Below are 21206 nucleotides of genomic sequence, written 5' to 3'. Positions count from 1 at the left end.
GCTTCAGCGTCAGTCGGTCGCCTTGGGATGTCCGGTGCCCGCGTACGTGATCCAGGCCGTGCGGTTGGCGTCGTCGACCAGGTACCAGATACGGCCTCCGCCGGTCACCTCGTACTGCCAGCACTCCAGCGTCTGCCCCTTCCAGATCGTGGCACCGAGCTTGCCCTTGAGGCGGTGATGGCGCTCAGGTGAATCGTGGGCGCGCGGGGTGGAGCGGATCCTCTCGAAGGCTCGCCGTAGATTGCCTGGTGCGTGGTGTGAGAGTTCGTCCCACCCGTTGGCCGCCTCGCTGGTGGCGAAGCGCAGGTCGAACTCGTCACCGACCGGGGGCGGGGCTGCCCGTTCGCCACGCTTGGGGCTCACTTGCCTGCCTCGCCTTCGGGCATGGGTACCGGGCCGAGGTCGCCTTCGGGCTCGCGAGTGAGTAGGGCGTGCAGGGCAGGGTCGGCGTAGATCTCGGCGCTGTGTCGCCACTGAGCGAGTAGCAAGGCGATGGGAGCAAGGTTCTCCAGCGCGGCTGCCCCGCGGGCGGTGTCCACAAGCTCGGTGAGCATCCCTTCCACGTCGTCCTCCGGGAGGAAGACCGACCAGGGCAGGGCTTCGGGCAGGGCCTGGCGGAGCGCTGCGGTGTTCTCGGTGCGAACCAGGCTCGCGAGTAGGCGGGCGGTGAAATCGACCACTGCGGAGTCCTGCTCCAGTTGGTCGGCGCGGATCAGGGCCAGGTCCCCCGAGTCACGGCGACGCAGGCGCAGTGCGCGGACGGTATCCAGGCGCCGGGCCGTGGCCGCCGGGTGGTGGAGCAACTCACTGAAGGGAACATCCTCGTAGGCTGCCGTCATGACATCCACAGTAGCTCGGATGTCTGCGTTTCGGGGAACGGGCCGTTTGGCGGCTTCGAGCATGCCGACAACGCGGCCGCGGCGGAGGCCAAGCGCAAGGCGAGAGAAGCCGCGAAACGGGCTGCCGAGGCGGCGAGGAAGAAGTCCCACACGGGCTCGGCGGGCGCCCGCGGCAATCCGGCCCAGGTCAAGGCCGGCCGAGGCGCGCAGTCGAAGGGCTCGGCGGGCGGCGGCAAGGCGGAGAACAGGGCGGGTGGATCGCGGAGCGGGTCGGGCAAGGAGGACTCGGGCGGCGGGGGCGAGGGCGCGAGCTGCCCGGTGCCCAACAGCTTCACCCCGGACACCAGGGTCCTGATGGCCGACGGCTCGTCGAAGCCGATCAAGGACGTCAGGGCCGGCGACAAGGTCCTGGCGACCGACCCGGAAACGGGCGAGACCACGACCCAGACGGTCACGGCCGAGATCCTCGGCAAGGGCGTCAAGCACCTGGTCAAGGTCACCATCGACACGGACGGCAAGAAGGGCACGGAGACCGCCGAGGTCACCGCGACCGACAACCACCCCTTCTGGGTCCCGGAACTCGCCGACTGGATCGACGCGACCGACCTCAAGTCGGGCCAGTGGCTCCGCACGGGCGCGGGCACGCTGGTCCAGATCACGGCGGTTCAGCGGTGGACGGCACTGGACGCGACGGTTCACAACCTGACCGTCAGCGTGGTGCATACGTACTACGTGCTGGCGGGGGCCACTCCGGTCCTCGTACACAACTGTGGGACAGGCAGCTACGACGGAGGCGTCTACGGCAGGATGAAACCTGCTGGCGACGGCTTCGAGATCAACCACATGCCCCAGAACACCTCTACCCCTATCGCCGAGTACAGCGGCCCGGCCATTCGTATGGACAAGCCCGACCACCGGCAGATCTACTCGACGGGGCAGGGGAGCCGCCCTGAGCCGAAGGCGTGGCTCAAGATGCAGAAGGAACTGGTGGCCTCCGGACGCATCGACCGGGCGATGATGAACGACATCAACGACATTACGTCGAGGTTCCCCGGTAAGTACAACAATGCCATCGGGGAGATGATCGGTGGACTGGAAAGTAATGACTAATATCAGTCATTGCGTGGTATACCGGAGATGGCCCATGTTCAATTGACACTTTGGTGATGATGGAAACTTTCCCTGGAGTGATCACGTGAGACTGAAAATCGATCCACCCCGAAGCGTGGGCAGTGTGCAGATTGGTATGCCGGTTGACGCGGCGGAGCGGATCCTCAAAAAGCTGCCCGGGTTCGTCCCCCCAGCCCCGGGGGAGAGACGGAACAAAGGGTTCGCGCACTACGACTCGGAGCTGCCGATCTCGCTCGACTTCGACTCCCGTGGCGTGGTGCGGGCCGTGGAATTGTTCCGACCCGAGGGAGACGTCCAGGTTGTGTTCCGAGGCCTCTCTGTCTTCGAGTAACCTGCTGAGGCGGTTATTGACCGGCTCGCCGAGGAATATCGGCTGGAAATTGAGGACGACGGCCTGAACGTCACGGCTCCTGACGTTTTCATTGGCTTTTGGAGGAGTGTGCTCCCGATGGGGCCGGATGACGAGAGTGGGCGCTATTTCGACTCCGTTCTCGTGGCTGCTCCTGGCTATGGATGAGCAAGTGAGGGGCCCCAGGGGGTCGCCGATTTCTTATTGACTGCACCGGCCCGGCGAGGCTAGGTGTAACACTGCGTGTCAACCGAACGTGCGAGCTCGACATATTCCAGGCGATTCTGAAAAGGACGAAACCATGAATGTGCATGTCGAGCGTATGACGCAACTGGTCGCACCTCCGGAAGGTGTTGCGGCATGCCGACTGGTCCGACGTGGTCCATGAGCTTGGCGTCGGACTGCCAGGTGACTATCGAGAGCTGATCGACATGTACGGCGGCGGTCGCCTCGACGGGTATCTGTGGGATCGTGAAATGCGCTCACTGCGCGATGAGTTGCAGAGCATTCGGCCCACGGGCCGATTGGCCCCGGCTCTCAAGGTGATGGACTGGCCCCTCGACATCATCGGCTCGATCGAGACGGTCGAGATCCGGGACTACGTTGTCGAGGGGCTGAGGCTGGACACGAGGATCTCCGCGCCGGCCGGGAGAGGATCATGCTCCCGGCGGACGTGCTCGACCAGTACGAGGAACTCGACGAAATCGCGGAGGAGTACGGCACCTCGCAGATGCTCTCGGCGCTTCTCGCCTGCAGCGACGCACCCGAAGGGCTGAGCGGAGAAGTCCTGTACGGCGTTCTGGGATTCTGCTACGAGGCAGTGCTCGACGGTGAGGACGTTCCGGTCTACAGCCTTGAGGCGGAGTCGGACAATGCCTGGTGCCGTGAGGCCATCGAGTTCCAGAAACAGGTTGTCTCCGAGGCCTTCGGAAGCTCGGTTGATGACTCTTGAGCTCCCGCTCACTTCGGGTTGGCGATGGCGTCGGTGCGTATGCCGACCAGGAGGTGGGCCAGTGGGCCTCGGGTGGTTGTGAGGACCGTGGTCGGGGTGTCGCTTTCGCGGAGGTGGAGGGTGGTGAGGGTGGAGGCGAGTTCGAGGCAGGCGTTGCCGTCTCCGCTGCCGGAGAAGGAGGACTTCTGCCAGTTGTCGGGAGCGTTCATCGGGCTTCTCACACTTCCTTCGCCAACCTGCGGATGAAGTCACGCGAGCGCCCCGGGTCGAGCGACGCGGCTTCCATCCTATGAAAGAGCGTTCGAAACCGACCGAGTTGGGCTTCGGAATCGATGAAGGCCGTTCCGTGCGGCCCGTCGCGCAGAACCGTGTCCAGCTTCGGGACCGCTCCACCCACGTACACCATCGCGCTGTCGGCACCGGCGAATTCGTCCAGGTCGAAGGGGATGACGCGGACGGTGATGTGGTCCCGTTCAGATGCGTCCAGGATGCTGGAGAGTTGGGCTCGTGCCGCCCCTCGGCCGCCGACCCTGATGCGCAGCGCGGCCTCGTGGATCACGGTCGTGAACGGAGTCGGGTGCTCCAGGACGACCCTCCGAGCCAACCGGTGTCGGACGCGCAAGTCCAGCTCGGCTGACGGTAGTTCGGGCACTCGAAAGCCAAGGATCCGACGAGCGTAGGTCTCGGTCTGGAGAAGTCCGGGGATGTGGAGGAAGCTCACGTCGCAGTAGTGGGTGGCGTGATGCTCCAGTTCGGAGAGATCCAGGAACGCCGCGGGCAGTTGTCCCCGGTACTCCTCCCACCAGCCCTGCGTCCGATCGGTCGCCATGGTCACCAGCGCGCCGGTCAACTCCGTATCCGTACACGCGTAGTGGGCGACGAGCCGTCGTACGGTCTCCTCGCTCACGCCTGCGACACCGGACTCGATCTGGCTCAACCGTCCCGCATCGGTTCCCAGCAGCGCGGCGGCCTCGCGCCCCTTGAGTCCCGCCGCCTCGCGAAGTTTCCGCAGTTCGGCACCCAGACGCTCCTGGCGGGCAGTCACCTGCATTCTGCGGACCACGACTTCCTCCTTGACTCGTTCGGGGTCAGGTTAGGCCAGGCGGTTGCGTGGGGCCAAGGTTGGACCATACCGTCAGTGACGCGACCTTCACGCTGCGGAAGCGCACCGCTCCGTCCTTCCATGACGGCTGCGGCAATGCCACCGCGCGCCTAACCACCCCCCTCAGCCACTTGGAGCTGACCCATGCCCGAAACCACCCCCAGCCCCAGCCCCAGCCCCAGCCCCACCCCCACCCCCACCCCCACCCCCGCCCCCGCCCCCGACTCCTGGGAGTACTCCCTCTACATCCCCACCGACCCCCGCGCCGTCACCGTCTGCCGTCGCACCCTGCGCCTGATCCTCACCCTCCACGGCCTGCCCCGCCTCGCCGACACCGCCGAACTGCTGGCTTCGGAGCTGATCTCCAACGCCGTCCTGCACGCCAAGGGCCCCGCCTGTCTGCGTCTCCGCTTCCGGGACGGCGTCCTGCAGATCGGCGCGTGGGACGCGGACCCCGAACCGCCGGACGCGCCACGCCGGTTGGGGGCGCTCGGCGAGGAAGAGGAGAGCGGGCGGGGCATGGCCCTCGTGCGGGCCTGCTCCGATCTCTGGCACTGGCAGCCGCTGTCCCGCATGGGGCACCGCGGCAAGCTCGTGTGGTGCGAACTGAACGCGGCGTAGCTCGTTGATCACGTCGGACAGAAAGGAGAGCCGATGGTCGGCTCGTCGCACGAGGCCCTGCACCGGATCTTCCAGAAGGAACCCGGACTCCTGACCAGTGCTCTGCAACAGGTGTTGTCCGTCCCCTTCCCCACGCCCCACGACTTCGCTGCCATGAACGTCGACCTCACCGAGATCGAGCCCATCGAGCGGCGCGTGGACACGCTGTTGCGGGCCGAGACCGACGAAGGGGCCTACCTCCTGGTCGTGGAGTCGCAGGGCAAACCGGACGAGAGGAAGCGCGGCAGCTGGCCGTACTACCTCAGCTATCTCTACGAGAAGTACCGCTGTGAGCCTGTCCTTGTCGTCGTGACCCAGAGCAGGGCCACGGCCCGCTGGGCGGCGGAGCCGATCCATCTCGGTGTGCGGGGGATGCCCTCGTTGACCGTGCGGCCCTTCGTGCTCGGGCCGGACAACGTTCCCGTCATCGCCACCCGGCAGGAGGCCGAGCGGGACGTACCCCTTGCGGTGCTTTCCGCGATGACACACGGCCGGGGACGGCGGGCCCCCGCCATACTGGAATCGCTGGCAGCCGCCCTGCGGACCATCGACCGGGACAGTGCTGCGGCGCTCGTGCAGTTCGTCGACTCATGCCTGACCGACTCTCAGGCGCAGCGGATGTGGAGGGAACTCATGACTGCGATGCAGTATTTCTGGCGGCACCCCCTCGCAGAGGAGGTCCGTGAGCAGGGCCGCGAAGAGGGCCGCGAAGAGGGCCGCGTCGCGGACCGGGCCGAAATGACCCTTCGCATCCTCGAATGGCGTGGCATCCCCGTGCCGGACGCCGTCCGTGGGCGCGTCGAAGCCTGCACCGACCTCGACCAGCTCGCCGTCTGGTCGGAGCGTGCCGTACACGCCGCCACCGCGGAAGACCTCTTCGGCGACGTCGGCGGCGAACGCTCCTGACGTCGGCTGTCCATGACGGGATGGGTAACCAGGCGACGCGACGAACTCGATGAGGAGGCTGCCGGTCGCGGGTCTCCCCTCCGTCCCCTCGGCCCCGCAGCGTCCCGGAGTTGCGGGGTCGTGGACGGATTTATGTGCGCGTTCGATGGTCGCGCTGTGTCTATCATGTGCACAACATTCACGTGTTCGAGGCATGCGAGCCCCGGACAGCGCGCCCCGGGGGAAACTGAGTGCGTCCGAGTTTTTCGCGTGCCCTTCGTGGCGTTCTGACGGCCGGTCTCGCGGCCGGCATCGTCGCGACCGCCGCCACCGTGCCCGCCCAGGCCGCGACCGGGTACGACCGTTGCCCGTGGGGCAGCCTCTGTGTCTTCAGTGATCCGGTGGGCAAGGGGCAGATGCTCGTCGTCAAGTCCAGCATGCTGAACCTCGGCGCGTGGGACAACCGCATCAGCTCCTACGTGAACTACACCGACTGGCCGGTGTGCTTCAACATCGCCGCGGGGCTCGACCCGCGGGAGGGCGCCTCCCACTCCTACGCGGGGCAGGGCTCTTTCGACGAGAGCTCGACGCCCGAGCTCGACAACGCGGTCAGCTCGCTCGACCTGGGTCCCGAAGCGGACTACTTCTGCTCCGGTGAGAGTCGGCACGCGGTCTTCCAGTGGGACGAGGAGCCGAAGCGTCGGCCCGCAGTACTCCCCGAGCACGGGGCCTTCGGCGATGTGAACGGCGACGGGTACGCCGACCTCTTCTCCCGTAACAAGTTCGGGCAGTTGTGGACGTCCCACGCGTCCGACAGCGCGGGCGGGAACCGCCTCGTCGGAAGTGGCTGGAACGCCATGACGCAGCTGGTCCGGCACGGTGACTACAACGGGGACGCCAGGGAGGACCTGTACGCCCGTGACAAGGCCGGGGTGCTGTGGTTCTACCCGGGCCGGGGCGACGGGACCTTCGGTACGAGGGCGCGGGTCGGCGGCGGCTGGAACACCATGCGCGACCTCGCGGCCGCCGGTGATCTGACCGGCGACGGCAGGGCCGATCTGCTCGCCGTCGACGGTACGGGCGTCCTGTGGACGTATCCGGGCGACGGCAGGGGTTCCTTCGGGACGCGGAAGAAGGTCGGCGGCGGCTGGAAGGCCATGAACGAGCTCGTCGGCGCGGGCGACATGAACTCCGACCGGCGAGCCGACCTCGTGGCCCGCGACACCGCCGGGAAGCTGTGGTCCTACCCCGGCAACGGCAAGGGCGGCTTCGGCACCCGCAAACTCATCGGGGCCAGTGGCTGGAACAAGTTCACCGAGCTCGTCGGCCTGGGCGACTTCACCGGTGACGGACGGCCGGACCTGATCGCACACGCCCCGAGCGAGATCTCGCTGCGCCTCTACCCGGGAACCGGTGCGGCGGACGGCGGTCTCAAGGCCGCGAAGACGTTCGCCGGCCTCCCGTCGAGCGTTCTGGCCTTCTGACTTTCGACTTCTGACTGCCGATTCCCGACTGCTTCCGGTCCGGTGCTGCCGGGCCCGATCTGCCGGACCGAACGGAGACCGATTCATGCTTCGCACCTCCCTGGGCCGACGCACCCCGGGCGCACTCCCTTCGCTCGGACGTACCGCCGCCCGGCGAACCCTCGGCGCCGCGGTGGCTCTGGCCGCGTCCATGGCCACGCTGGTCGGCACGGCCCCGCAGGCGGCGGCCGTGGACAACTCGGCCCGCTGCCCCTCGGGGAAGCTGTGCCTCTTCCAGTACGGCGACTACAAGGGCGAGATGAGGATCGTCTCGTCGAGCCAGGCCACCATGGGCGGCTTCGACAACACGGCCTCGTCGTTGGTCAACAACAGCGGGAACTGGGCGGTCGCGCACACCGGGGCCAAGTACACGGGCGGTGACACGCTGCTCATCAGCCCGCACAACGGAGCCATCGAGCTCTCCGGTGGCGCGTTCGGCGGTGCGTTCGACAACAAGATCAGCTCGATCCGGGTCGCCACCACCGAGTACGAGGCAGTCCAGGGCGTCCCCTGGATGGACTGGTACCGCCTGCCGGAGTACAAGCGGCCGGCGGGACTGCCCGACGTGTCCCGGTTCGGGGACCTGAACAGCGACGGACATCCCGATCTCCTGGAGCGCGCGGAGGACGGCCGGCTGTGGTTCCTCTCCGGCATCGGCAACGCCGACGGGGTCACCACGGGGAAGCTCGTCGGGAGCGGCTGGAACGCCATGACGCAGCTGCTCCGGCACGGTGACTACAACCGGGACGCCAGGGAGGACCTGTACGCCCGTGACAAGGCCGGGGTGCTGTGGTTCTACCCGGGCCGGGGCAACGGCACCTTCGGCACGCGGGTCCGGGTCGGCAGCGGCTGGAACGCCATGCGCGAGATCAGCGCGGCCGGAGACCTGACCGGAGACGGCCGCAGGGATCTGCTGGCCCGAGACACCGCCGGAAAGCTGTGGCTGTACCCGGGCAAGGGCACCGGCGTCTTCGGCGCCCGCAAGCTCATCGGAACCGGTGGCTGGAACGCCGTGAACAAGCTTGTCGCACCGGGCGACATGACCGGCGACGGCAAGGCCGACCTGCTGGCCCGCGACGGATCACGTGCGCTGTGGCTGTACCCGGGCAACGGCACAGGCGGGTTCGGGGCGCGCAAGAAGCTGCCCTACGCCTGGCCCAGCGACGCCCCGGTGATCGCGACCGGTGATGTCAACGGCGACGGCCTGTCCGACCTCATGCGGCCCATCGACTTCCAGGTGTTCGTCTACCACGGGAACGGCGCAGGCTCCATCAGCGGCCCGAACGCCGACATGGGCTGGGACAACGCGGGCAACGTCCGCGTCTTTTGACGCGGAGTCGATGGCAGCCGCCTTCGGTCGACCCGTTCGATCTTCCACTTCGTCCGCCGACGTGCCAACCGGAAGAAGGAGAACCCCCACAAAAGCGAAGCAAAATGGGGGGACGGCGGAGCAACGTCCGCACCTGAGGCAACATCTATAGGCGAACGACGAAGCCGCCCAGGACGCGGTCGCCGTCGAGATCCGGACGAAGTGAGGAACGTGGTGGAGCCGAGGATCGCCGTTGCCGTGGTGACCATGGGCAACCGGCCTGCAGAGGTCGACGCGCTGCTGGAGTCGGTGGCCAAGCAGGATCTGGCCGCCACGCGCGTCGTGATCGTGGGCAATGGCTGTCGCCTCCCCGACTTCGCCGAGCGCCTCGCCCTTCCCGGCGAGGTCACCACGATCGACGTCGACGAGAACCTCGGCTGCCCCGGCGGCCGCAACGTCGCCCTCGCCCGCCTCCGCGCCTTCGGGGACGTGGACGTCGTCGTCGAACTGGACGACGACGGCCTCCTCGTCGACGCCGACGTCCTCAGCCGCGTTCGGGACCTCTACGCCGCCGACCCCCGCCTCGGCATCGTCGGCTTCCGCATCGCCGACGAGCACGGCGAGACCCAGCGCCGGCACGTGCCGCGCGTCGGCGCCGCCGACCCGATGCAGGGCGGGTACGTCACCGGCTTCCTCGGCGGCGGTCACGCCCTGAGCATGGCCATGCTCGACGAGACCGGCGACTGGCCCGCCGAGTTCTTCTTCGCGCACGAGGAGACCGACCTCGCCTGGCGCGCCACCGACGCCGGCTGGAAGATCCTCTACGCGCCCGAGCTGCTCCTCCAGCACCCCAAGACCTCGCCCGCCCGGCACGCCATCTACCACCGGGTCACGGCCAGGAACCGGGTCTGGCTGGTCCGGCGCAACCTCCCGCTGCTCCTCATCCCGGTCCACCTGGGCGTCTGGATCGCCGTCACGCTCCTGCGCACGCGCTCACTCGGCGGCCTCAAGGCCTGGTTCGGCGGGTTCGCGGAGGGCGTACGGAAGTCGGCCGGTCCCCGACGACCCATGAAGTGGCGGACGGTGTGGCAGCTGACCCGGCTGGGCAGGCCCCCGGTCATCTGATCCGGCCTCGGTGCAGATCAGCCCTGTCTGAGCGGGGCGCGGGGCCCGGGTCGGTCACCTCCGCCGACCTGAGACCCGCGCGCCCCCGGAGCCGACTGCGGCGGCGACACTCCCCCGAGTTGCGCGTCGACACGCGCGCGCCGTCGGGCCGGTTCCGATGATGTGATCACATCAGATCGAGCCAAAGAATCGCAAATATGCAGCCAACGGTTCTCCGCGTCGCCCCTGGTCGATGGCATCGTGCAGGCGCTCAGGGAGCCGATCCGCAAGCCGATCCGCAAGCCGATCCGCCGGAACCGGCGGAACCGCCTGACCGAACTCATCACTTCGCGTCGGCATAGCACTCCACCACCGCCGCAGTGAACGGAAACCGCACCGGCGTCTCCCCGAACGTCAGCCGTCCGGCCAGGTCGGAGGCCTCCCGGATCGCGGCGACGACCGTCTCGGCCTCCTCCTCGGGACAGTGCACGATCACCTCGTCGTGCTGGAAGAAGACCAGTTCGGCCGCCATCCCCGCACAGGTCTGCCGCAGCGCGGCGAGCAGCAGCAGCGCCCAGTCGGCGGCGCTGCCCTGGACGACGAAGTTGCGGGCGAAGCGGCCACGCGCGCGTGCGTTGGTCGACGCGTACCCCGGTACCCATTCCTGGCCCGTGGGCGGTGCGCCGTCGTCCTCCGGGGCGACCGGGATGCCGGCCTCCTCCGTCCCGCCGTCGCCCGCCCCGGCCGCCGGCGGGCAGGTCCGCCCCAGCCAGGTCCGGACGAGGCGGCCCTCCTCGCCGGCCTTGGCCGCGTCGTCGACGTACGCCACCGCGCGCGGGAAGCGGCGGCGCAGCGCGGCGAGGTTCTTCAGGCCGTCCCCGGAGGTCTGTCCGTAGACCGCGCCGAGCACGGCGAGTTTGGCCTGGGCGCGGTCGCCGGAGAAGGCGCGGTCGGAGACGGCCTGGTAGAGGTCGGTCTCCCGGCCCGCCACCTCCATCAGCCCGGGGTCGCGGGAGATCGCCGCCAGCACGCGCGGCTCCATCTGGTCGGCGTCGGCGACGACGAGCCGCCAGCCGGGGTCGGCGACCACGGCCCGCCGGATGACCTTGGGGATCTGCAGCGCGCCCCCGCCGTTGGTCACCCAGCGCCCGGTGACCGTGCCATGGGCGAGGAACTCCGGCCGGAACCGCCCGTCCCGCACCCAGTCCTGCAGCCAGGACCAGCCGTGAGCCACCCAGATGCGGTACAGCTTCTTGTACTCGATCAGGGGCTTCACGGCCGGGTGGTCGAGGGTCTCGATCTCCCAGCGCCGTGTCGATCTGATCCGGATGCCCGCCTGCCCGAAGGCCTTGACGACGTCGGCGGGCAGGTCGGGACGGACCCGGCGGCCGAACGCGGCGGACACCTCGTCGGCCAGCTCGGCCAGCCGCCGGGGCTCGCCGCCGCCCGCGTACCGCTCGCCGAGCAGATCGTGCAGCACCGCGCGGTGCACCTCCGCGCTCCACGGCAGCCCGGCCCGGTTCATCTCGGCGGCCACCAGCATCCCCGCCGACTCGGCCGCCGTCAGCAGCCGCATCCGCGCGGGGTGTTCGGCCCGCTCGTGCCGCCGCAACTGCTCGGCGTGGACGGCGAGGAGGTCGTCGAGCGGCAGCCGGACGGCGGTGTCCTGCGCTTCGAACAGCGAGGACTGCGCGCCGGGCGCGGCGGAGCGCTGCGGCGGATCCGGCGGTACCGGGCCGCCGCGCAGCCGGGCCAGCGCGGCGGCCGCCGAACGAGGCTCGCCGGAGCGCCCCTCGTGGCCCAGGAGGAGGGCTTCGGCGTCCTCGACGTCGTAGCACCGCTCGACTCGCACCCCCGCGGCGAGCAGACGCGGATACACCTCGGTCGTGGAACGCCAGACCCAGCGGGTGACGTCGGGCCGCTCGCGCACGGCCCGCGCCAGGTCCGCCTCCCGCAGCACCGGGCCGGCGGGCAGCCCGTCCGGACCGAGGGGGGCGAGTTCCACGCCACCGTCCTCGGCCGGAGCGAGTGCCCAGCGGTCGGCCATGCTGCGAGTGTGGCAGGGGGGTCTGACAACGGCCCCGATCGAACGCGCCGGGAACGCCCCCGACACCCGGCGGCTCAGGAACCCTCCTGCTCCTCCTGCTCCTCCTGCTCCTCCTGCTCCTCCGCGCGGGCCTTCACCAGCGCGGTCAGCGCCTTCGCGACGTACTTCTCGGTCTCCGGCTTGTCGACGCCGAGGCCGCTGAGCACGCCCTCGCCGTTCTCGTGCTCCAGCAGGGCCAGCAGGATGTGCTCGGTGCCGACGTAGTTGTGGCCGAGGCGGAGCGCCTCGCGGAACGTGAGTTCGAGGACCTTCTTGGCGTCGGGGCCGTAGGGGACCAGCTCGGGCGTCTCGTCGGCAGCCGGCGGGAGCGCGGCGGTCGCGGCCTCGCGGACCGCGTCCAGGGTGACGCCCTGCTCGACGATCGCCTTCGCCGCGAGGCCCTCCGGTTCGGCGAGCAGGCCGAGGACCAGGTGCGCGGGCAGTCCCTCGGCGTTGCCGGCCGCCTTGGACGCGCTGTGGGCGGCCATGACCACGCTCCGCGCGCGGGGGGTGTACCGGCCGAAGCCCTGACTGGGGTCGAGGTCGGCGGACTCCTTCGGCACGAAGCGCTTCTGGGCGGCCTGCCGGGTGACGCCCATGCTCCGGCCGATGTCGGTCCAGGAGGCGCCCGAGCGGCGGGCCTGGTCGACGAAGTGACCGATGAGGTGGTCCGCCACGTCCCCGAGGTGGTCGGCGGCGATGACGGCGTCCTGGAGCTGGTCGAGCGGCTCGTTGTGGACCTTCTTGATGGCGTCGATGAGGTCGTCGAGGCGGATGGAGGCACCCGCGCCGGGGGTGCCGGATCGTGGAGTCGTCATGTGTCAACCCTAGGTTGACAGCAATGAGGTGTCAACCCAAGGTTGTCACCCGCTCGCCCCACCCGCTCGCCCCACCCGCTCGCCCCACTCGCCCGTTCACTCGCCCGTCCACGCGCGCATGGCACGATCGACCCGTGAGCAGCACAGTCGAACGAGCTTTCCAGGCCGCCCTCTACGACACCGCCGACGCGACCCTCGACACCGGTGCGTCGCTCCTCGCCGCCGACCCCGCGGTGGACGCGGAGCTGGCGCGGCGGGGCGCTGAGTTCGTGGCGGCGCTCTGGCGGCGCGGCTGGCAGCCCGCGGACGTGGCGCGGATCGTGCGGCGCGACCTGGACGGCGTCCACACGCGCGTGCTCGCGTCGCTGATCCGGGCGCAGTCGGCCGACGACCGACCGCGCGGCCCCCGCTGGTCCGCGCAGTTCGAAGAGCTCGACGAGCCCACCGCGGAGCCCTCGCCCCGCGCCGACCGCTTCTCGCACGCCACCACGGTCCTGGAGCTGTACCGCCTGCTGCTGCGGCTGCCCACCCTCGAACCGCTCCAGGAACGGCAGCCGGGCCTCGGGTCGGGCCGCCCCTCGGACTCCCGCATGCTCACCCGCATCCGCGCGCTGCTCGCCAAGGCCGAGGCGACCGGGTTTCCGCAGGAGGCGGAGGCGCTCACGGCGAAGGCGCAGGAGCTGATGGCCCGGCACAGCGTCGACGAGGCGCTGCTCGACGCCCAGGCGCCGGACCCGGACGCGCCCGGCGCCTGCCGGATCGGCGTCGAGCCGCCGTACGAGCAGGCGAAGGCGGTGCTGCTGGACGCGGTCGCCGACGCCAACCACTGCCGGGCGGTGTGGAACGAGCCCTTCGCGTTCGCCACGGTCGTCGGCTTCGAGGCCGACCTGGCGGTGGTGGAACTGCTCTACACCTCGCTGTTGGTGCAGGCGCAGTCCGCAATGGCGAAGGCGGAGGCGGCCCAGCGGGCCGGCGGCCGCAGACGGACCAAGTCCTTCCGGCAGTCCTTCCTCGCCGCCTACGCCCACCGCATCGGCGCCCGGCTCGGCGAGATCGCGGCCGCCGCCGGGACCCAGGTGACCGACGACCTGTTGCCGGTGCTCGCCTCACGCGAGGTCGCGGTCACCGCGGCCACGGACCGGATGTTCCCGGAGACGGTCTCCACCCGCCTGCGCGGCATCACCGACGAGGCGGGCTGGACCGAGGGCGCCGAAGCGGCGGACCGGGCCAGGATGCAGTCCCGGCCCCGGCTGCCGTGACGCCCCGGCTGCTGTGACGCCCGGGCTGCTGTGACGCCCCGGCCGTGGCTCGGTGCCGGGTGGGTCAGTCGCCGGCCTGCTGGAAGGCGCTGACGGTCGCGTCCGGCACGTTCTCGCTCTTCAGGGCGACCTCGCCGTACGACCACGGGAAGCTCTCGGTGGACGAGGCGTTCGGCAGCCCGTACTGCACGGTCTTGACGGCGAGGCTCTTGTCGCCGCCGTCCTCGCTGCGCAGGTAGGTGATCGTGAAGGTGGCGGTGCCCTGCGCCGGGAGGGTCAGCGCCTGGGCCTCGGCGGCCGCGTCGTTCGGCACGGTCGCGGAGCTGCTGCCGGCCTGGAGCTCGACCTTGGGGAAGCCCTCCAGGACGCACTCCGCACCGTTGTTGGTGAGCGTGACGGTGACGTTGCCGCTGTCTCCGGCGGCGGGCGCGGCGTTGACGGGGCCGACCTCCTGGCCGAGGTCGCCGGCGGCGCAGGTGGTGCCGGTGCCGCCCGCGGTGCCTGCAGTGCCTGCGGTTTCGGCGGCGGTGCTCTTGTCGCCGCCGGAGCCGCTGTCGTCCCCGCCGCCACAGGCGGTGAGGAGCAGGGCCGCGGCGAGAGCGGCGACGGTGATGGGAACGGCGCGCATGAGTGATCCCTAGGGTTTCGTGACGGTGCTCGAAGGATCATCACGCACGCGTGCGGCCAATTCTCGCGCGCCCCCGCCCTCGTGACCGCTTCGCTACCCGAGGCCGGGCGTCACCGGGCGCCCGTCGTCACCCGAGGCCGGGCGTCGGCAGTCCTGACGGCCACTGGCCGTCCTCCGCCTTGGTGAAGGTCTCCTTGCCGGCCGCGCCCGACCAGGTGACCGCGAGGGACTTCGCGTCGACGGAGTCGACCATGCCGGTCGACCGTTCGTCGTCCGTCCCGGTGGTGCACTTCAGGTGGATCATCCGCATGCCCGCCTCCTCGCCGGCGGTCCCGCTGCACACGGCCCCGCCGGTCACGAAGAGCGCGGCCTGCTTCCCGGTGACGATCAGGGCGACGGCCTTGCCGTCCGTCGTGGCCAGCCAGCTGCCCTCCAGCTCGGTGGAGGCGGAGACGGAGGAGGAGGAGGAGGAGGAGGAGGAGTCCGTCGCGCCGCTCGTCGCGCCGGCGCCCGCGGTCGACGTCGACGTCGACGTGGACGTCGTCGAAGGCGTGGCCGACGAGCCGTCGTCGGACCCCCCGTCGTCGCTGCACGCGGTCAGCACGAGCGTGCCCGCCAGCGCGGCGGCCACGGCCGCGGCCCGCACCGGCCGACGGGACATGCCTCGCGAGAAGATCGCCGAAGTCACTGCAAGCTCCCAAGTTGTAGCCGGCCGGCTCGGTCGACCGGAGGAGCCCGATCGACCGGGAAGGACCGCAGCAAGCTACCAGCAAGCCTCAGCAGAACCCTGGGAACGGCCTGTGATCTATAGAAGACGACAGCCTCGCGCGTGAGCGCCCTATAGGGACGACGGCGAGCGCCCTACAGAGACGACGGCGAGCGCCCTACAAAGACGACGGCATGCGCCCTATATGGACGACGGCGCGTAGCTCCGAAGGACTACGGTCGGTCGCTACCAGGAGGACTTCCGAACCCCGGGCAGATACCCCGCGTGCGCCTGCTCCCGCAGACCCACCCGGGACAGTCCGAACGTGCGGAAGTACCCGCGCGGGCGTCCGTCCACCTGGTCCCGATTGCGCACGCGCGTCGCGCTGGCGTCCCGTGGCTGTGCGCGCAACTCACGCTGCGCCGCCTCCCGTTCGGCCTCCGTCGACGACGGCCGCCGGATGATCTCCTTCAGTTCGGCCCGCCGTGCCGCGTACCGCGCGACGACCTCCTGCCGCCTGTCGTTCTTCGCGATCTTGCTCTTCTTCGCCATCAGACCCGCACCCCCCGCGCGCGGATGCGCGCCACGGCCGCCTCGACGCCGATCACGTCGACGGTCTTGATGCCCTTCGTGCTCAGCCGCAGCCGTACCTGGCGGCCCTCGCTCGCCAGCCAGTACCGCTTGCTCTGGATGTTCGGGTCGAAGCGGCGCGAAGTGCGCCGGTGGGAGTGGGAGATGCGGTTGCCGAAGCCCGGCCGGGCGCCGGTCAGCATGCAGTGCGCGGACACGGGTGACGTACCTCTCGTCGGTCGATGCCAGGATCGATAGTGGCAATGGAATTCATTTTCAGTAAGATAGCAGCATGGCACGCAACGAACTCCGCCCGGTCATCAAGCTCCGGTCCACGGCGGGCACGGGCTTCACCTATGTGACCCGCAAGAACCGCCGCAACGATCCGGACCGCATGACTCTGCGCAAGTACGACCCCGTCGTCGCCCGTCACGTCGACTTCCGAGAGGAGCGCTGAACCACCGCCATGCGCAAGGGAATCCACCCGGCCTACGGTCCCGTCGTCTTCCGTGACCGCGCCGCGAACCACACCTTCCTCACCCGCTCCACCATGAGCAGCGACAGGACGATCGACTGGGCGGACGGCAACACGTACCCCGTCGTCGACGTCGAGATCTCCGATGTCAGCCACCCCTTCTACACCGGCGCCGCACGCGTCCTGGACACGGCCGGTCGCGTCGAGCGCTTCGAACGCCGCTACGGGAAGCGGGGCGGGGCGTGAGCCTGTCGGTCGTGATCGTCGGCGGGCTGCACGCCGACGCCCGCCGGGCGACGGTCGCGCGGCTGCTCGCCGACGTCCCCGGCAGCGTCGTCCTCCACCACGACCTCGCGACGGCCGCGGCGGGCACCGTCGTGCGGACCGTTCGCGACGCCACCGGCATCCTCGCCGCGGGGGAGGCGCCCCTGGTCGACGACTGCGCCTGCTGCGCGCTGCGTGAGGACCTGGTGCCCGAGCTGCGTCGGCTCGCCGACGACGGCGCCACGAGCCTCGCGATCGTCGAGCTGTGGGACTCCGTCGAGCCCAAGGCCATGGCCGAGGTGGTCGTGGCCGGCGGGCTCACGGTCACCGGTGTCGTCACCGCCGTCGACCCGGCGCTGCTCCTGCCCTGTCTCGGCAACGGCGACGACCTCGCCGACGTCGGCCTCGCCGCGGCCGCCACCGACCAGCGCACCGTCGCCGACACCTTCGCGCGCCAGCTGGAGTACGCCCCCGTCCTGGCCGTCGTCGACTCCGAGGAGGCCGACGACGAGGACCGCGAGCTGCTGGCCCAGCTGCACCCCACGGCCCGCCAGGTCAGGATCACGCCACCCGCCCGTGCGAATGCACAACCACCGGAACGATCAGGTGCGGAGCGGCCATATGCGGAGCTGCCGCACGCGGAGCTGCCGCACGCGGAGCTGCCGTACGCGGAGCTGCCGTACGCGCGGTCGCCGCTGGCGCGCGCCGTGTTGGCCGGCTTCGACGTCGAGTCGGCCGCCGCGGCCCAGCACCCGGCCTGCGCGCTCCTGCCGGCGGAGGCCGACGGGCACGGCGTGAGCACGCTCGTCTGGCACCGCCGCCGCCCGTTCCACCCCGAGCGGCTGTACGCGGCGCTGGAGGACCTGACCTGCGCGGCCGCCCGCAGCCGGGGCAGGTTCTGGCTCGCCGACCGACCCGACGTGCTGCTGCACTGGGACGCGGCCGGCGGAGCCCTGTGCGTGGAGTCGGCCGGCCCGTGGCTGGCGTCCCTCCCCGACGCGGCCTGGGAACTGGTCCCGCCGGTGCGGCGCGCCGCGGCCGCGCTGGACTGGCACCCCGAGCACGGCGACTGCTGCCAGCACCTGGTCTTCACGTCCCCCGGCCTCGACCGCGACGGACTGGCCCGGCTCCTGGAGTCCTGCCTGCTCACGGACGCCGAGTACGCCGCCGGGCGCGCCGCCTGGAAGCGGCTGCCGCCCGCCTTCGACACCCTCCTGGAGGTCTGACCCCATGTCCCCCGCGCCCCGCAGGTCCGAGCGCAAGCCCGCCAAGCCCCGGCCCAACCCCCTCGACCAGGCGGACATCACCTACATCGACTACAAGGACACCGACCTGTTGAGGAAGTTCATCTCCGACCGAGGCAAGATCCGCAGCCGTCGAGTCACCCGGGTCTCCGCCCGCCAGCAACGCCGACTCGCCCGAGCGATCAAGAACGCCCGCGAAATGGCCCTACTGCCGTACGCCCCGACCCGCTGACCCTGCCCCGGCCGTGCACCTGACGTGCCCCGCTCCCACCCGCGCATGTCCTGTACGCGCCTGTCCCGTCCACCGGTCCCTCCGCCCGGCCCCGCCGCCGTCCGTACATTCGGAACGGCAGTCTCCGTACGGGTTCCACGTCATCCGTATGAGCACAATCGAACATTTCGTCCACTGATCCCTGGCCACTCGCCTGCGTCGGCTGCCCGCCGACAGGCCGACCTCGGCCTCATGCACCCGGCCGTTCCCGTCCGGCCCGCCTCGCCGATCCCGCCGTCGTACGCGGGGGCGGCGGTTGTCGTCGTCCGTGGTCGAGGGGGCGCGGTGTTCCGGGGCGACCCGGTTCTGCCGGTGCGGGACACATCGTCCTCGGACCGACAGGTGTCGGGGGTTTTCGCTGTCGGTGGGAGGCCCCAGGCGCGCCCGGACGTCCGACGGTCCGAGGCCGATCGCCGCTGGCGCAGGCGACGCGGCCTCACATCCGGAGGTGCGGCCTACTGTGCCGAACGGATGCTGTGCGTCCGCTGGAACCGCCCCTTTCGGGACGGTTCCGGCGGCGCCCGCGACTTCCCCGCCGCGGATCCGTTGCCGCGTCGACGGAACAGGACGGCCGTGCCACGCGTCTGTTCCTAGTACACGAGTGGTTTCGATCTGGACCACTTTCACGTGAACCGCACTACGGCGGACGAGTCGAACGAGTCGAACGAGTCGGGTAAAGCGGGCGTCAAAGCTGTAACCGCGCAAGCACCCCGCGTGCACGTGCATCTGCTCATGCGACTGCATGTGAACGGGGTTATGATCCGGGACAGTTGACCACGGCACCAATGGCCACAACAGCCAGTGCACCACCAGGGAGCGACCTGTGGACCACCACGTTGACGGGGGGCACGACGTGTACAACGGCATGACGGCCACACAGCTGTACGGGGTTGCCTGGCAGAAGAGCAGGCACAGCAACTCGCAGGGTTCCTGCGTGGAGTTCGCACGGCTGCCGGGCGGAGACGTGGCCGTGCGCAACTCGCGGTTCCCTGACGGGCCCGCGCTGGTCTACACCCGCGCCGAGATCGAGGCGATGCTGCTCGGCATCAAGGACGGCGAGTTCGACCACCTGATCGCGAGCTGACGCCTCTGACGCCTCTGACGGCCCGGAGGTCCCCGACGTCCCGCGACGTTTTCGCCGTCTTCCTCGTCGCCGCCGCCCACTTCGTGCATGTCGTGGGAGAACGCCCGCAACGCGCGTAGAACCGCGACGTCAGGACACGCCGCGGTTCGTCATTCGGCCGGCGTGTGCAGCCGGAACAGGGCCCAGACGACCTTCCCGCCCAGGCTGCCCGACAGCGGGTGCCAGCCCCAGCTGTCGGCGAAGGAGTCGACGAGGAAGAGTCCGCGCCCCGACTCCGCCGAGAAGTCCTCGGTGTCCCGGGGCAGGGGGCTGTCCTGGCTGGGGTCGCGTACCGCGCACACCAGCCGCTCGGTCCACCGCATCAGATGCAGCCGCACGGGCGGATGCTGCTGGTCAGGCGTCTGCGAGGGATCGGAGATGCATGTGCCGCCGTCCTGCGGTGACGGCAGTCCGTGTCTCAGCGCGTTGGTCACCAACTCCGAGACGACCAGACAGACATCGTCGAAACGGTCGCCGACGTCCCACTGGTTGAGGGTCCGCTTGGTGAACTGTCGTGCCTCGCGCACCGCTTCGAAGCGGGCGGGCAGGGCGCAGGAGGCGGCGCTGGACACGGCCGCGGGATCCAGCGGCGGAAGGCCCTGCCGTAACGGCTCGAGCATGGTCGATCCATTCGTCCCCATGCGAGGCACTCCCGGGATTCGCGGTCGTTGCGATGCAGCGGTGGCGCGGGACCATGGTTTCTGATGCGCACTGCGGATGCAAGGGCAGATGCACGTGCACGTGACCGAAATGGACCCGCCCGTACCGCTTCTTGGCCATTTTTTCCGCCAACTTCTCGCTCATCGCGGGCACTTCTCTTGCTTTCCCCTCACTCTCCCTCGCACTGCTCTGTGCGTATCCTTTGGCCTCTTTCCATCTCTGTAATCGGACGAGTACTGCTCGAAGTGTTTTAGTGGCAGACTGCGGCCCTTAAGACGGTTGGGGAGGCTGGCGAACGTGAGCGCGGGAGAGCCCGGATCGGTGGTGCGGCGGATGCTGCTCGGCTCGCAACTACGGCGTCTGCGTGAGGCGCGAGGCATCACGCGCGAGGCGGCGGGTTACTCGATCAGGGCGTCGGAGTCGAAGATCAGCAGGATGGAACTGGGCCGGGTGAGCTTCAAGACCCGGGACGTGGAGGACCTGCTCACGCTGTACGGCATCTCGGACGACGCGGAGCGCCAGTCGCTCGTCGGACTCGCCCGCGAGGCCAACGTGGCGGGCTGGTGGCACAGTTACTCGGACGTCCTGCCCAACTGGTTCCCCACCTACGTCGGCCTGGAGGGCGCGGCCGCGCTGATCCGGGCGTACGAGGTCCAGTTCGTGCACGGACTGCTGCAGACCGAGGCCTACGCCCACGCCGTCGTCAGCCGTGGCATGAAGGGCGCGAACGCGGCCGACGTCGACCGGCGCGTGGCGCTGCGCCTGGAGCGGCAGAAGTACCTCGTCGCCGAGAACGCCCCCGACTTCCACATCGTCCTCGACGAGGCCGCCCTGCGCCGGCCGTACGGCGACCGCGAGGTGATGCGCGGGCAGCTCCAGCATCTGATCGAGGTCTCCGAGCGCCCCAACGTACGGCTTCAGGTCATGCCGTTCAGCTTCGGCGGGCACTCCGGTGAGTCCGGCGCCTTCACGATCCTGAGCTTCCCGGAGTCCGACCTGCAGGACGTCGTCTATCTGGAGCAGCTCACCAGCGCCCTCTATCTGGACAAGCGCGAGGACGTCGCCCAGTACGAGCAGGCGTTGAAGGACCTCCAGCAGGACAGCCCCGGCCCGGACGAGAGCCGCGACCTGCTGCGTGGCCTGATCCAGCTGTCCTAGGGGGCTTCTGATGGATCTCCGCGGCGTCGCGACGCCCGGCACGCACTCTCGCCGCACCGGGCGAAAGCCCTAGTAGCTCCGCTACGAGGA

The 21206-nt window shown here is 69.9% G+C and carries 25 protein-coding genes; 14 read left to right on the top strand and 11 right to left on the bottom strand.

The genetic code is table 11. The annotated features are described in order from the left end of the window. Nucleotides 1–9: 9 nt before the first annotated feature. Nucleotides 10–363 (bottom strand): hypothetical protein, encoded by a 354-nt coding sequence (locus AB0J04_RS07440; RefSeq protein ID WP_363167401.1) that lies wholly within the window; start codon nucleotides 361–363, stop codon nucleotides 10–12. Next, nucleotides 360–839 (bottom strand): hypothetical protein, encoded by a 480-nt coding sequence (locus tag AB0J04_RS07435; RefSeq protein ID WP_363167400.1) that lies wholly within the window; start codon nucleotides 837–839, stop codon nucleotides 360–362. Before AB0J04_RS07435 ends, AB0J04_RS07440 begins: the two co-directional genes overlap by 4 nt. Before the next feature lie 318 nt (nucleotides 840–1157). Between AB0J04_RS07435 and AB0J04_RS07430 the strand changes: the two genes are divergently transcribed. Both AB0J04_RS07430 and AB0J04_RS07425 read left to right on the top strand, forming a co-directional pair. Then, nucleotides 1158–1949, top strand: coding sequence for a Hint domain-containing protein (locus AB0J04_RS07430; RefSeq protein WP_363167399.1), 792 nt, complete (start codon nucleotides 1158–1160; stop codon nucleotides 1947–1949). 1028 nt (nucleotides 1950–2977) lie between these two features. Beyond that, nucleotides 2978–3271 carry a hypothetical protein gene (locus AB0J04_RS07425; protein WP_363167398.1) on the top strand — a complete coding sequence of 98 codons (294 nt, stop codon included), beginning with the start codon at nucleotides 2978–2980 and terminating at the stop codon, nucleotides 3269–3271. 8 nt (nucleotides 3272–3279) lie between these two features. Here the strand turns inward: AB0J04_RS07425 and AB0J04_RS07420 are convergent, their stop codons facing one another. Together AB0J04_RS07420 and AB0J04_RS07415 are read right to left on the bottom strand one after the other, a co-directional pair. Next, nucleotides 3280–3480 carry a DUF397 domain-containing protein gene (locus AB0J04_RS07420; protein WP_363167397.1) on the bottom strand — a complete coding sequence of 67 codons (201 nt, stop codon included), beginning with the start codon at nucleotides 3478–3480 and terminating at the stop codon, nucleotides 3280–3282. 8 nt (nucleotides 3481–3488) lie between these two features. Further along, complete coding sequence (locus AB0J04_RS07415) at nucleotides 3489–4334, bottom strand: helix-turn-helix transcriptional regulator (protein WP_363167396.1); 846 nt, start codon at nucleotides 4332–4334, stop codon at nucleotides 3489–3491. 183 nt (nucleotides 4335–4517) lie between these two features. Between AB0J04_RS07415 and AB0J04_RS07410 the strand changes: the two genes are divergently transcribed. From AB0J04_RS07410 to AB0J04_RS07390, 5 genes are all read left to right on the top strand, one after another. Further along, nucleotides 4518–4994: an ATP-binding protein gene (locus AB0J04_RS07410; RefSeq protein WP_363167395.1), complete on the top strand. Its 477-nt coding sequence runs from the start codon at nucleotides 4518–4520 to the stop codon at nucleotides 4992–4994. 33 nt (nucleotides 4995–5027) lie between these two features. Further along, on the top strand, nucleotides 5028–5939 hold the full coding sequence (locus AB0J04_RS07405) for a hypothetical protein (RefSeq protein WP_363167394.1): 912 nt from the start codon (nucleotides 5028–5030) through the stop codon (nucleotides 5937–5939). Between the two features lie 230 nt (nucleotides 5940–6169). Next, nucleotides 6170–7402: an FG-GAP-like repeat-containing protein gene (locus tag AB0J04_RS07400; RefSeq protein WP_363167393.1), complete on the top strand. Its 1233-nt coding sequence runs from the start codon at nucleotides 6170–6172 to the stop codon at nucleotides 7400–7402. An 85-nt stretch (nucleotides 7403–7487) separates the two neighbouring features. After that, on the top strand, nucleotides 7488–8771 hold the full coding sequence (locus AB0J04_RS07395; RefSeq protein ID WP_363167392.1) for an FG-GAP-like repeat-containing protein: 1284 nt from the start codon (nucleotides 7488–7490) through the stop codon (nucleotides 8769–8771). A gap of 210 nt (nucleotides 8772–8981) precedes the next feature. After that, nucleotides 8982–9875, top strand: coding sequence for a glycosyltransferase (locus AB0J04_RS07390; RefSeq protein ID WP_363167391.1), 894 nt, complete (start codon nucleotides 8982–8984; stop codon nucleotides 9873–9875). 322 nt (nucleotides 9876–10197) lie between these two features. Here the strand turns inward: AB0J04_RS07390 and AB0J04_RS07385 are convergent, their stop codons facing one another. Continuing rightward, complete coding sequence (locus AB0J04_RS07385; RefSeq protein ID WP_363167390.1) at nucleotides 10198–11901, bottom strand: bifunctional 3'-5' exonuclease/DNA polymerase; 1704 nt, start codon at nucleotides 11899–11901, stop codon at nucleotides 10198–10200. A gap of 74 nt (nucleotides 11902–11975) precedes the next feature. Next, on the bottom strand, nucleotides 11976–12758 hold the full coding sequence (locus tag AB0J04_RS07380) for a Clp protease N-terminal domain-containing protein (protein ID WP_363167389.1): 783 nt from the start codon (nucleotides 12756–12758) through the stop codon (nucleotides 11976–11978). A 134-nt stretch (nucleotides 12759–12892) separates the two neighbouring features. Between AB0J04_RS07380 and AB0J04_RS07375 the strand changes: the two genes are divergently transcribed. Continuing rightward, the gene (locus AB0J04_RS07375; RefSeq protein ID WP_363167388.1) at nucleotides 12893–14017 is read left to right on the top strand and encodes a DUF2786 domain-containing protein; all 1125 of its coding nucleotides are present in this window, start codon (nucleotides 12893–12895) and stop codon (nucleotides 14015–14017) included. Between the two features lie 64 nt (nucleotides 14018–14081). Here AB0J04_RS07375 and AB0J04_RS07370 read toward each other — a convergent pair whose 3' ends face one another. The 4 genes from AB0J04_RS07370 to rpmB form a co-directional block, all read right to left on the bottom strand. Beyond that, the gene (locus AB0J04_RS07370) at nucleotides 14082–14645 is read right to left on the bottom strand and encodes a DUF4232 domain-containing protein (RefSeq protein WP_363167387.1); all 564 of its coding nucleotides are present in this window, start codon (nucleotides 14643–14645) and stop codon (nucleotides 14082–14084) included. A 127-nt stretch (nucleotides 14646–14772) separates the two neighbouring features. Beyond that, nucleotides 14773–15333, bottom strand: a complete 561-nt coding sequence (locus AB0J04_RS07365) for a hypothetical protein (RefSeq protein WP_363167386.1) — start codon at nucleotides 15331–15333, stop codon at nucleotides 14773–14775. Nucleotides 15334–15597: 264 nt separating this feature from the next. Then, on the bottom strand, nucleotides 15598–15903 hold the full coding sequence (rpsN, locus tag AB0J04_RS07360) for a 30S ribosomal protein S14 (RefSeq protein ID WP_363167385.1): 306 nt from the start codon (nucleotides 15901–15903) through the stop codon (nucleotides 15598–15600). Then, the gene (gene rpmB, locus AB0J04_RS07355; protein ID WP_363167384.1) at nucleotides 15903–16139 is read right to left on the bottom strand and encodes a 50S ribosomal protein L28; all 237 of its coding nucleotides are present in this window, start codon (nucleotides 16137–16139) and stop codon (nucleotides 15903–15905) included. Before rpmB ends, rpsN begins: the two co-directional genes overlap by 1 nt. 74 nt (nucleotides 16140–16213) lie before the next feature. Between rpmB and rpmG the strand changes: the two genes are divergently transcribed. The 5 genes from rpmG (at nucleotide 16214) to AB0J04_RS07330 (ending at nucleotide 19259) form a co-directional block, all read left to right on the top strand. Further along, nucleotides 16214–16378, top strand: coding sequence for a 50S ribosomal protein L33 (gene rpmG, locus AB0J04_RS07350; protein ID WP_030043314.1), 165 nt, complete (start codon nucleotides 16214–16216; stop codon nucleotides 16376–16378). Nucleotides 16379–16387: 9 nt separating this feature from the next. Beyond that, a complete protein-coding gene (locus AB0J04_RS07345) occupies nucleotides 16388–16642 on the top strand; it encodes a type B 50S ribosomal protein L31 (protein WP_363167383.1) in 255 nt (84 codons plus the stop codon). After that, nucleotides 16639–17886, top strand: coding sequence for a GTP-binding protein (locus AB0J04_RS07340; RefSeq protein ID WP_363167382.1), 1248 nt, complete (start codon nucleotides 16639–16641; stop codon nucleotides 17884–17886). Before AB0J04_RS07345 ends, AB0J04_RS07340 begins: the two co-directional genes overlap by 4 nt. Before the next feature lie 4 nt (nucleotides 17887–17890). Further along, on the top strand, nucleotides 17891–18136 hold the full coding sequence (rpsR, locus tag AB0J04_RS07335; RefSeq protein WP_363167381.1) for a 30S ribosomal protein S18: 246 nt from the start codon (nucleotides 17891–17893) through the stop codon (nucleotides 18134–18136). Nucleotides 18137–19040: 904 nt separating this feature from the next. Then, the gene (locus AB0J04_RS07330) at nucleotides 19041–19259 is read left to right on the top strand and encodes a DUF397 domain-containing protein (RefSeq protein WP_052183895.1); all 219 of its coding nucleotides are present in this window, start codon (nucleotides 19041–19043) and stop codon (nucleotides 19257–19259) included. Nucleotides 19260–19408: 149 nt separating this feature from the next. Here the strand turns inward: AB0J04_RS07330 and AB0J04_RS07325 are convergent, their stop codons facing one another. After that, nucleotides 19409–19918 carry an ATP-binding protein gene (locus tag AB0J04_RS07325; protein ID WP_363167380.1) on the bottom strand — a complete coding sequence of 170 codons (510 nt, stop codon included), beginning with the start codon at nucleotides 19916–19918 and terminating at the stop codon, nucleotides 19409–19411. A gap of 373 nt (nucleotides 19919–20291) precedes the next feature. On the opposite strand from AB0J04_RS07325, the gene AB0J04_RS07320 reads away from it, so the two are divergent. Continuing rightward, nucleotides 20292–21116, top strand: a complete 825-nt coding sequence (locus AB0J04_RS07320) for a helix-turn-helix transcriptional regulator (RefSeq protein WP_363167471.1) — start codon at nucleotides 20292–20294, stop codon at nucleotides 21114–21116. Nucleotides 21117–21206 lie beyond the last annotated feature (90 nt).

Source organism: Streptomyces sp. NPDC050263 (assembly GCF_040655955.1).
In the GTDB taxonomy this organism is placed as follows: domain Bacteria; phylum Actinomycetota; class Actinomycetes; order Streptomycetales; family Streptomycetaceae; genus Streptomyces.
Note: the sequence above shows the minus strand (reverse complement) of the source record. Positions and strands in the feature narration are given on the sequence as shown.

Excerpts from the sequence above, each read along its gene's own strand:
- AB0J04_RS07435 (WP_363167400.1), bottom strand. The coding sequence starts at position 839 with ATGACGGCAGCCTACGAGGATGTTCCCTTCAGTGAGTTGCTCCACCAC.
- AB0J04_RS07425 (WP_363167398.1), top strand. The coding sequence starts at position 2,978 with ATGCTCCCGGCGGACGTGCTCGACCAGTACGAGGAACTCGACGAAATC.
- AB0J04_RS07420 (WP_363167397.1), bottom strand. The coding sequence starts at position 3,480 with ATGAACGCTCCCGACAACTGGCAGAAGTCCTCCTTCTCCGGCAGCGGA.
- AB0J04_RS07410 (WP_363167395.1), top strand. The coding sequence starts at position 4,518 with ATGCCCGAAACCACCCCCAGCCCCAGCCCCAGCCCCAGCCCCACCCCC.
- AB0J04_RS07405 (WP_363167394.1), top strand. The coding sequence starts at position 5,028 with ATGGTCGGCTCGTCGCACGAGGCCCTGCACCGGATCTTCCAGAAGGAA.
- AB0J04_RS07395 (WP_363167392.1), top strand. The coding sequence starts at position 7,488 with ATGCTTCGCACCTCCCTGGGCCGACGCACCCCGGGCGCACTCCCTTCG.
- AB0J04_RS07385 (WP_363167390.1), bottom strand. The coding sequence starts at position 11,901 with ATGGCCGACCGCTGGGCACTCGCTCCGGCCGAGGACGGTGGCGTGGAA.
- AB0J04_RS07380 (WP_363167389.1), bottom strand. The coding sequence starts at position 12,758 with ATGACGACTCCACGATCCGGCACCCCCGGCGCGGGTGCCTCCATCCGC.
- AB0J04_RS07370 (WP_363167387.1), bottom strand. The coding sequence starts at position 14,645 with ATGCGCGCCGTTCCCATCACCGTCGCCGCTCTCGCCGCGGCCCTGCTC.
- rpsN (WP_363167385.1), bottom strand. The coding sequence starts at position 15,903 with ATGGCGAAGAAGAGCAAGATCGCGAAGAACGACAGGCGGCAGGAGGTC.
- rpmG (WP_030043314.1), top strand. The coding sequence starts at position 16,214 with ATGGCACGCAACGAACTCCGCCCGGTCATCAAGCTCCGGTCCACGGCG.
- AB0J04_RS07345 (WP_363167383.1), top strand. The coding sequence starts at position 16,388 with ATGCGCAAGGGAATCCACCCGGCCTACGGTCCCGTCGTCTTCCGTGAC.
- rpsR (WP_363167381.1), top strand. The coding sequence starts at position 17,891 with ATGTCCCCCGCGCCCCGCAGGTCCGAGCGCAAGCCCGCCAAGCCCCGG.
- AB0J04_RS07330 (WP_052183895.1), top strand. The coding sequence starts at position 19,041 with ATGACGGCCACACAGCTGTACGGGGTTGCCTGGCAGAAGAGCAGGCAC.
- AB0J04_RS07325 (WP_363167380.1), bottom strand. The coding sequence starts at position 19,918 with ATGCTCGAGCCGTTACGGCAGGGCCTTCCGCCGCTGGATCCCGCGGCC.
- AB0J04_RS07320 (WP_363167471.1), top strand. The coding sequence starts at position 20,292 with ATGCTGCTCGGCTCGCAACTACGGCGTCTGCGTGAGGCGCGAGGCATC.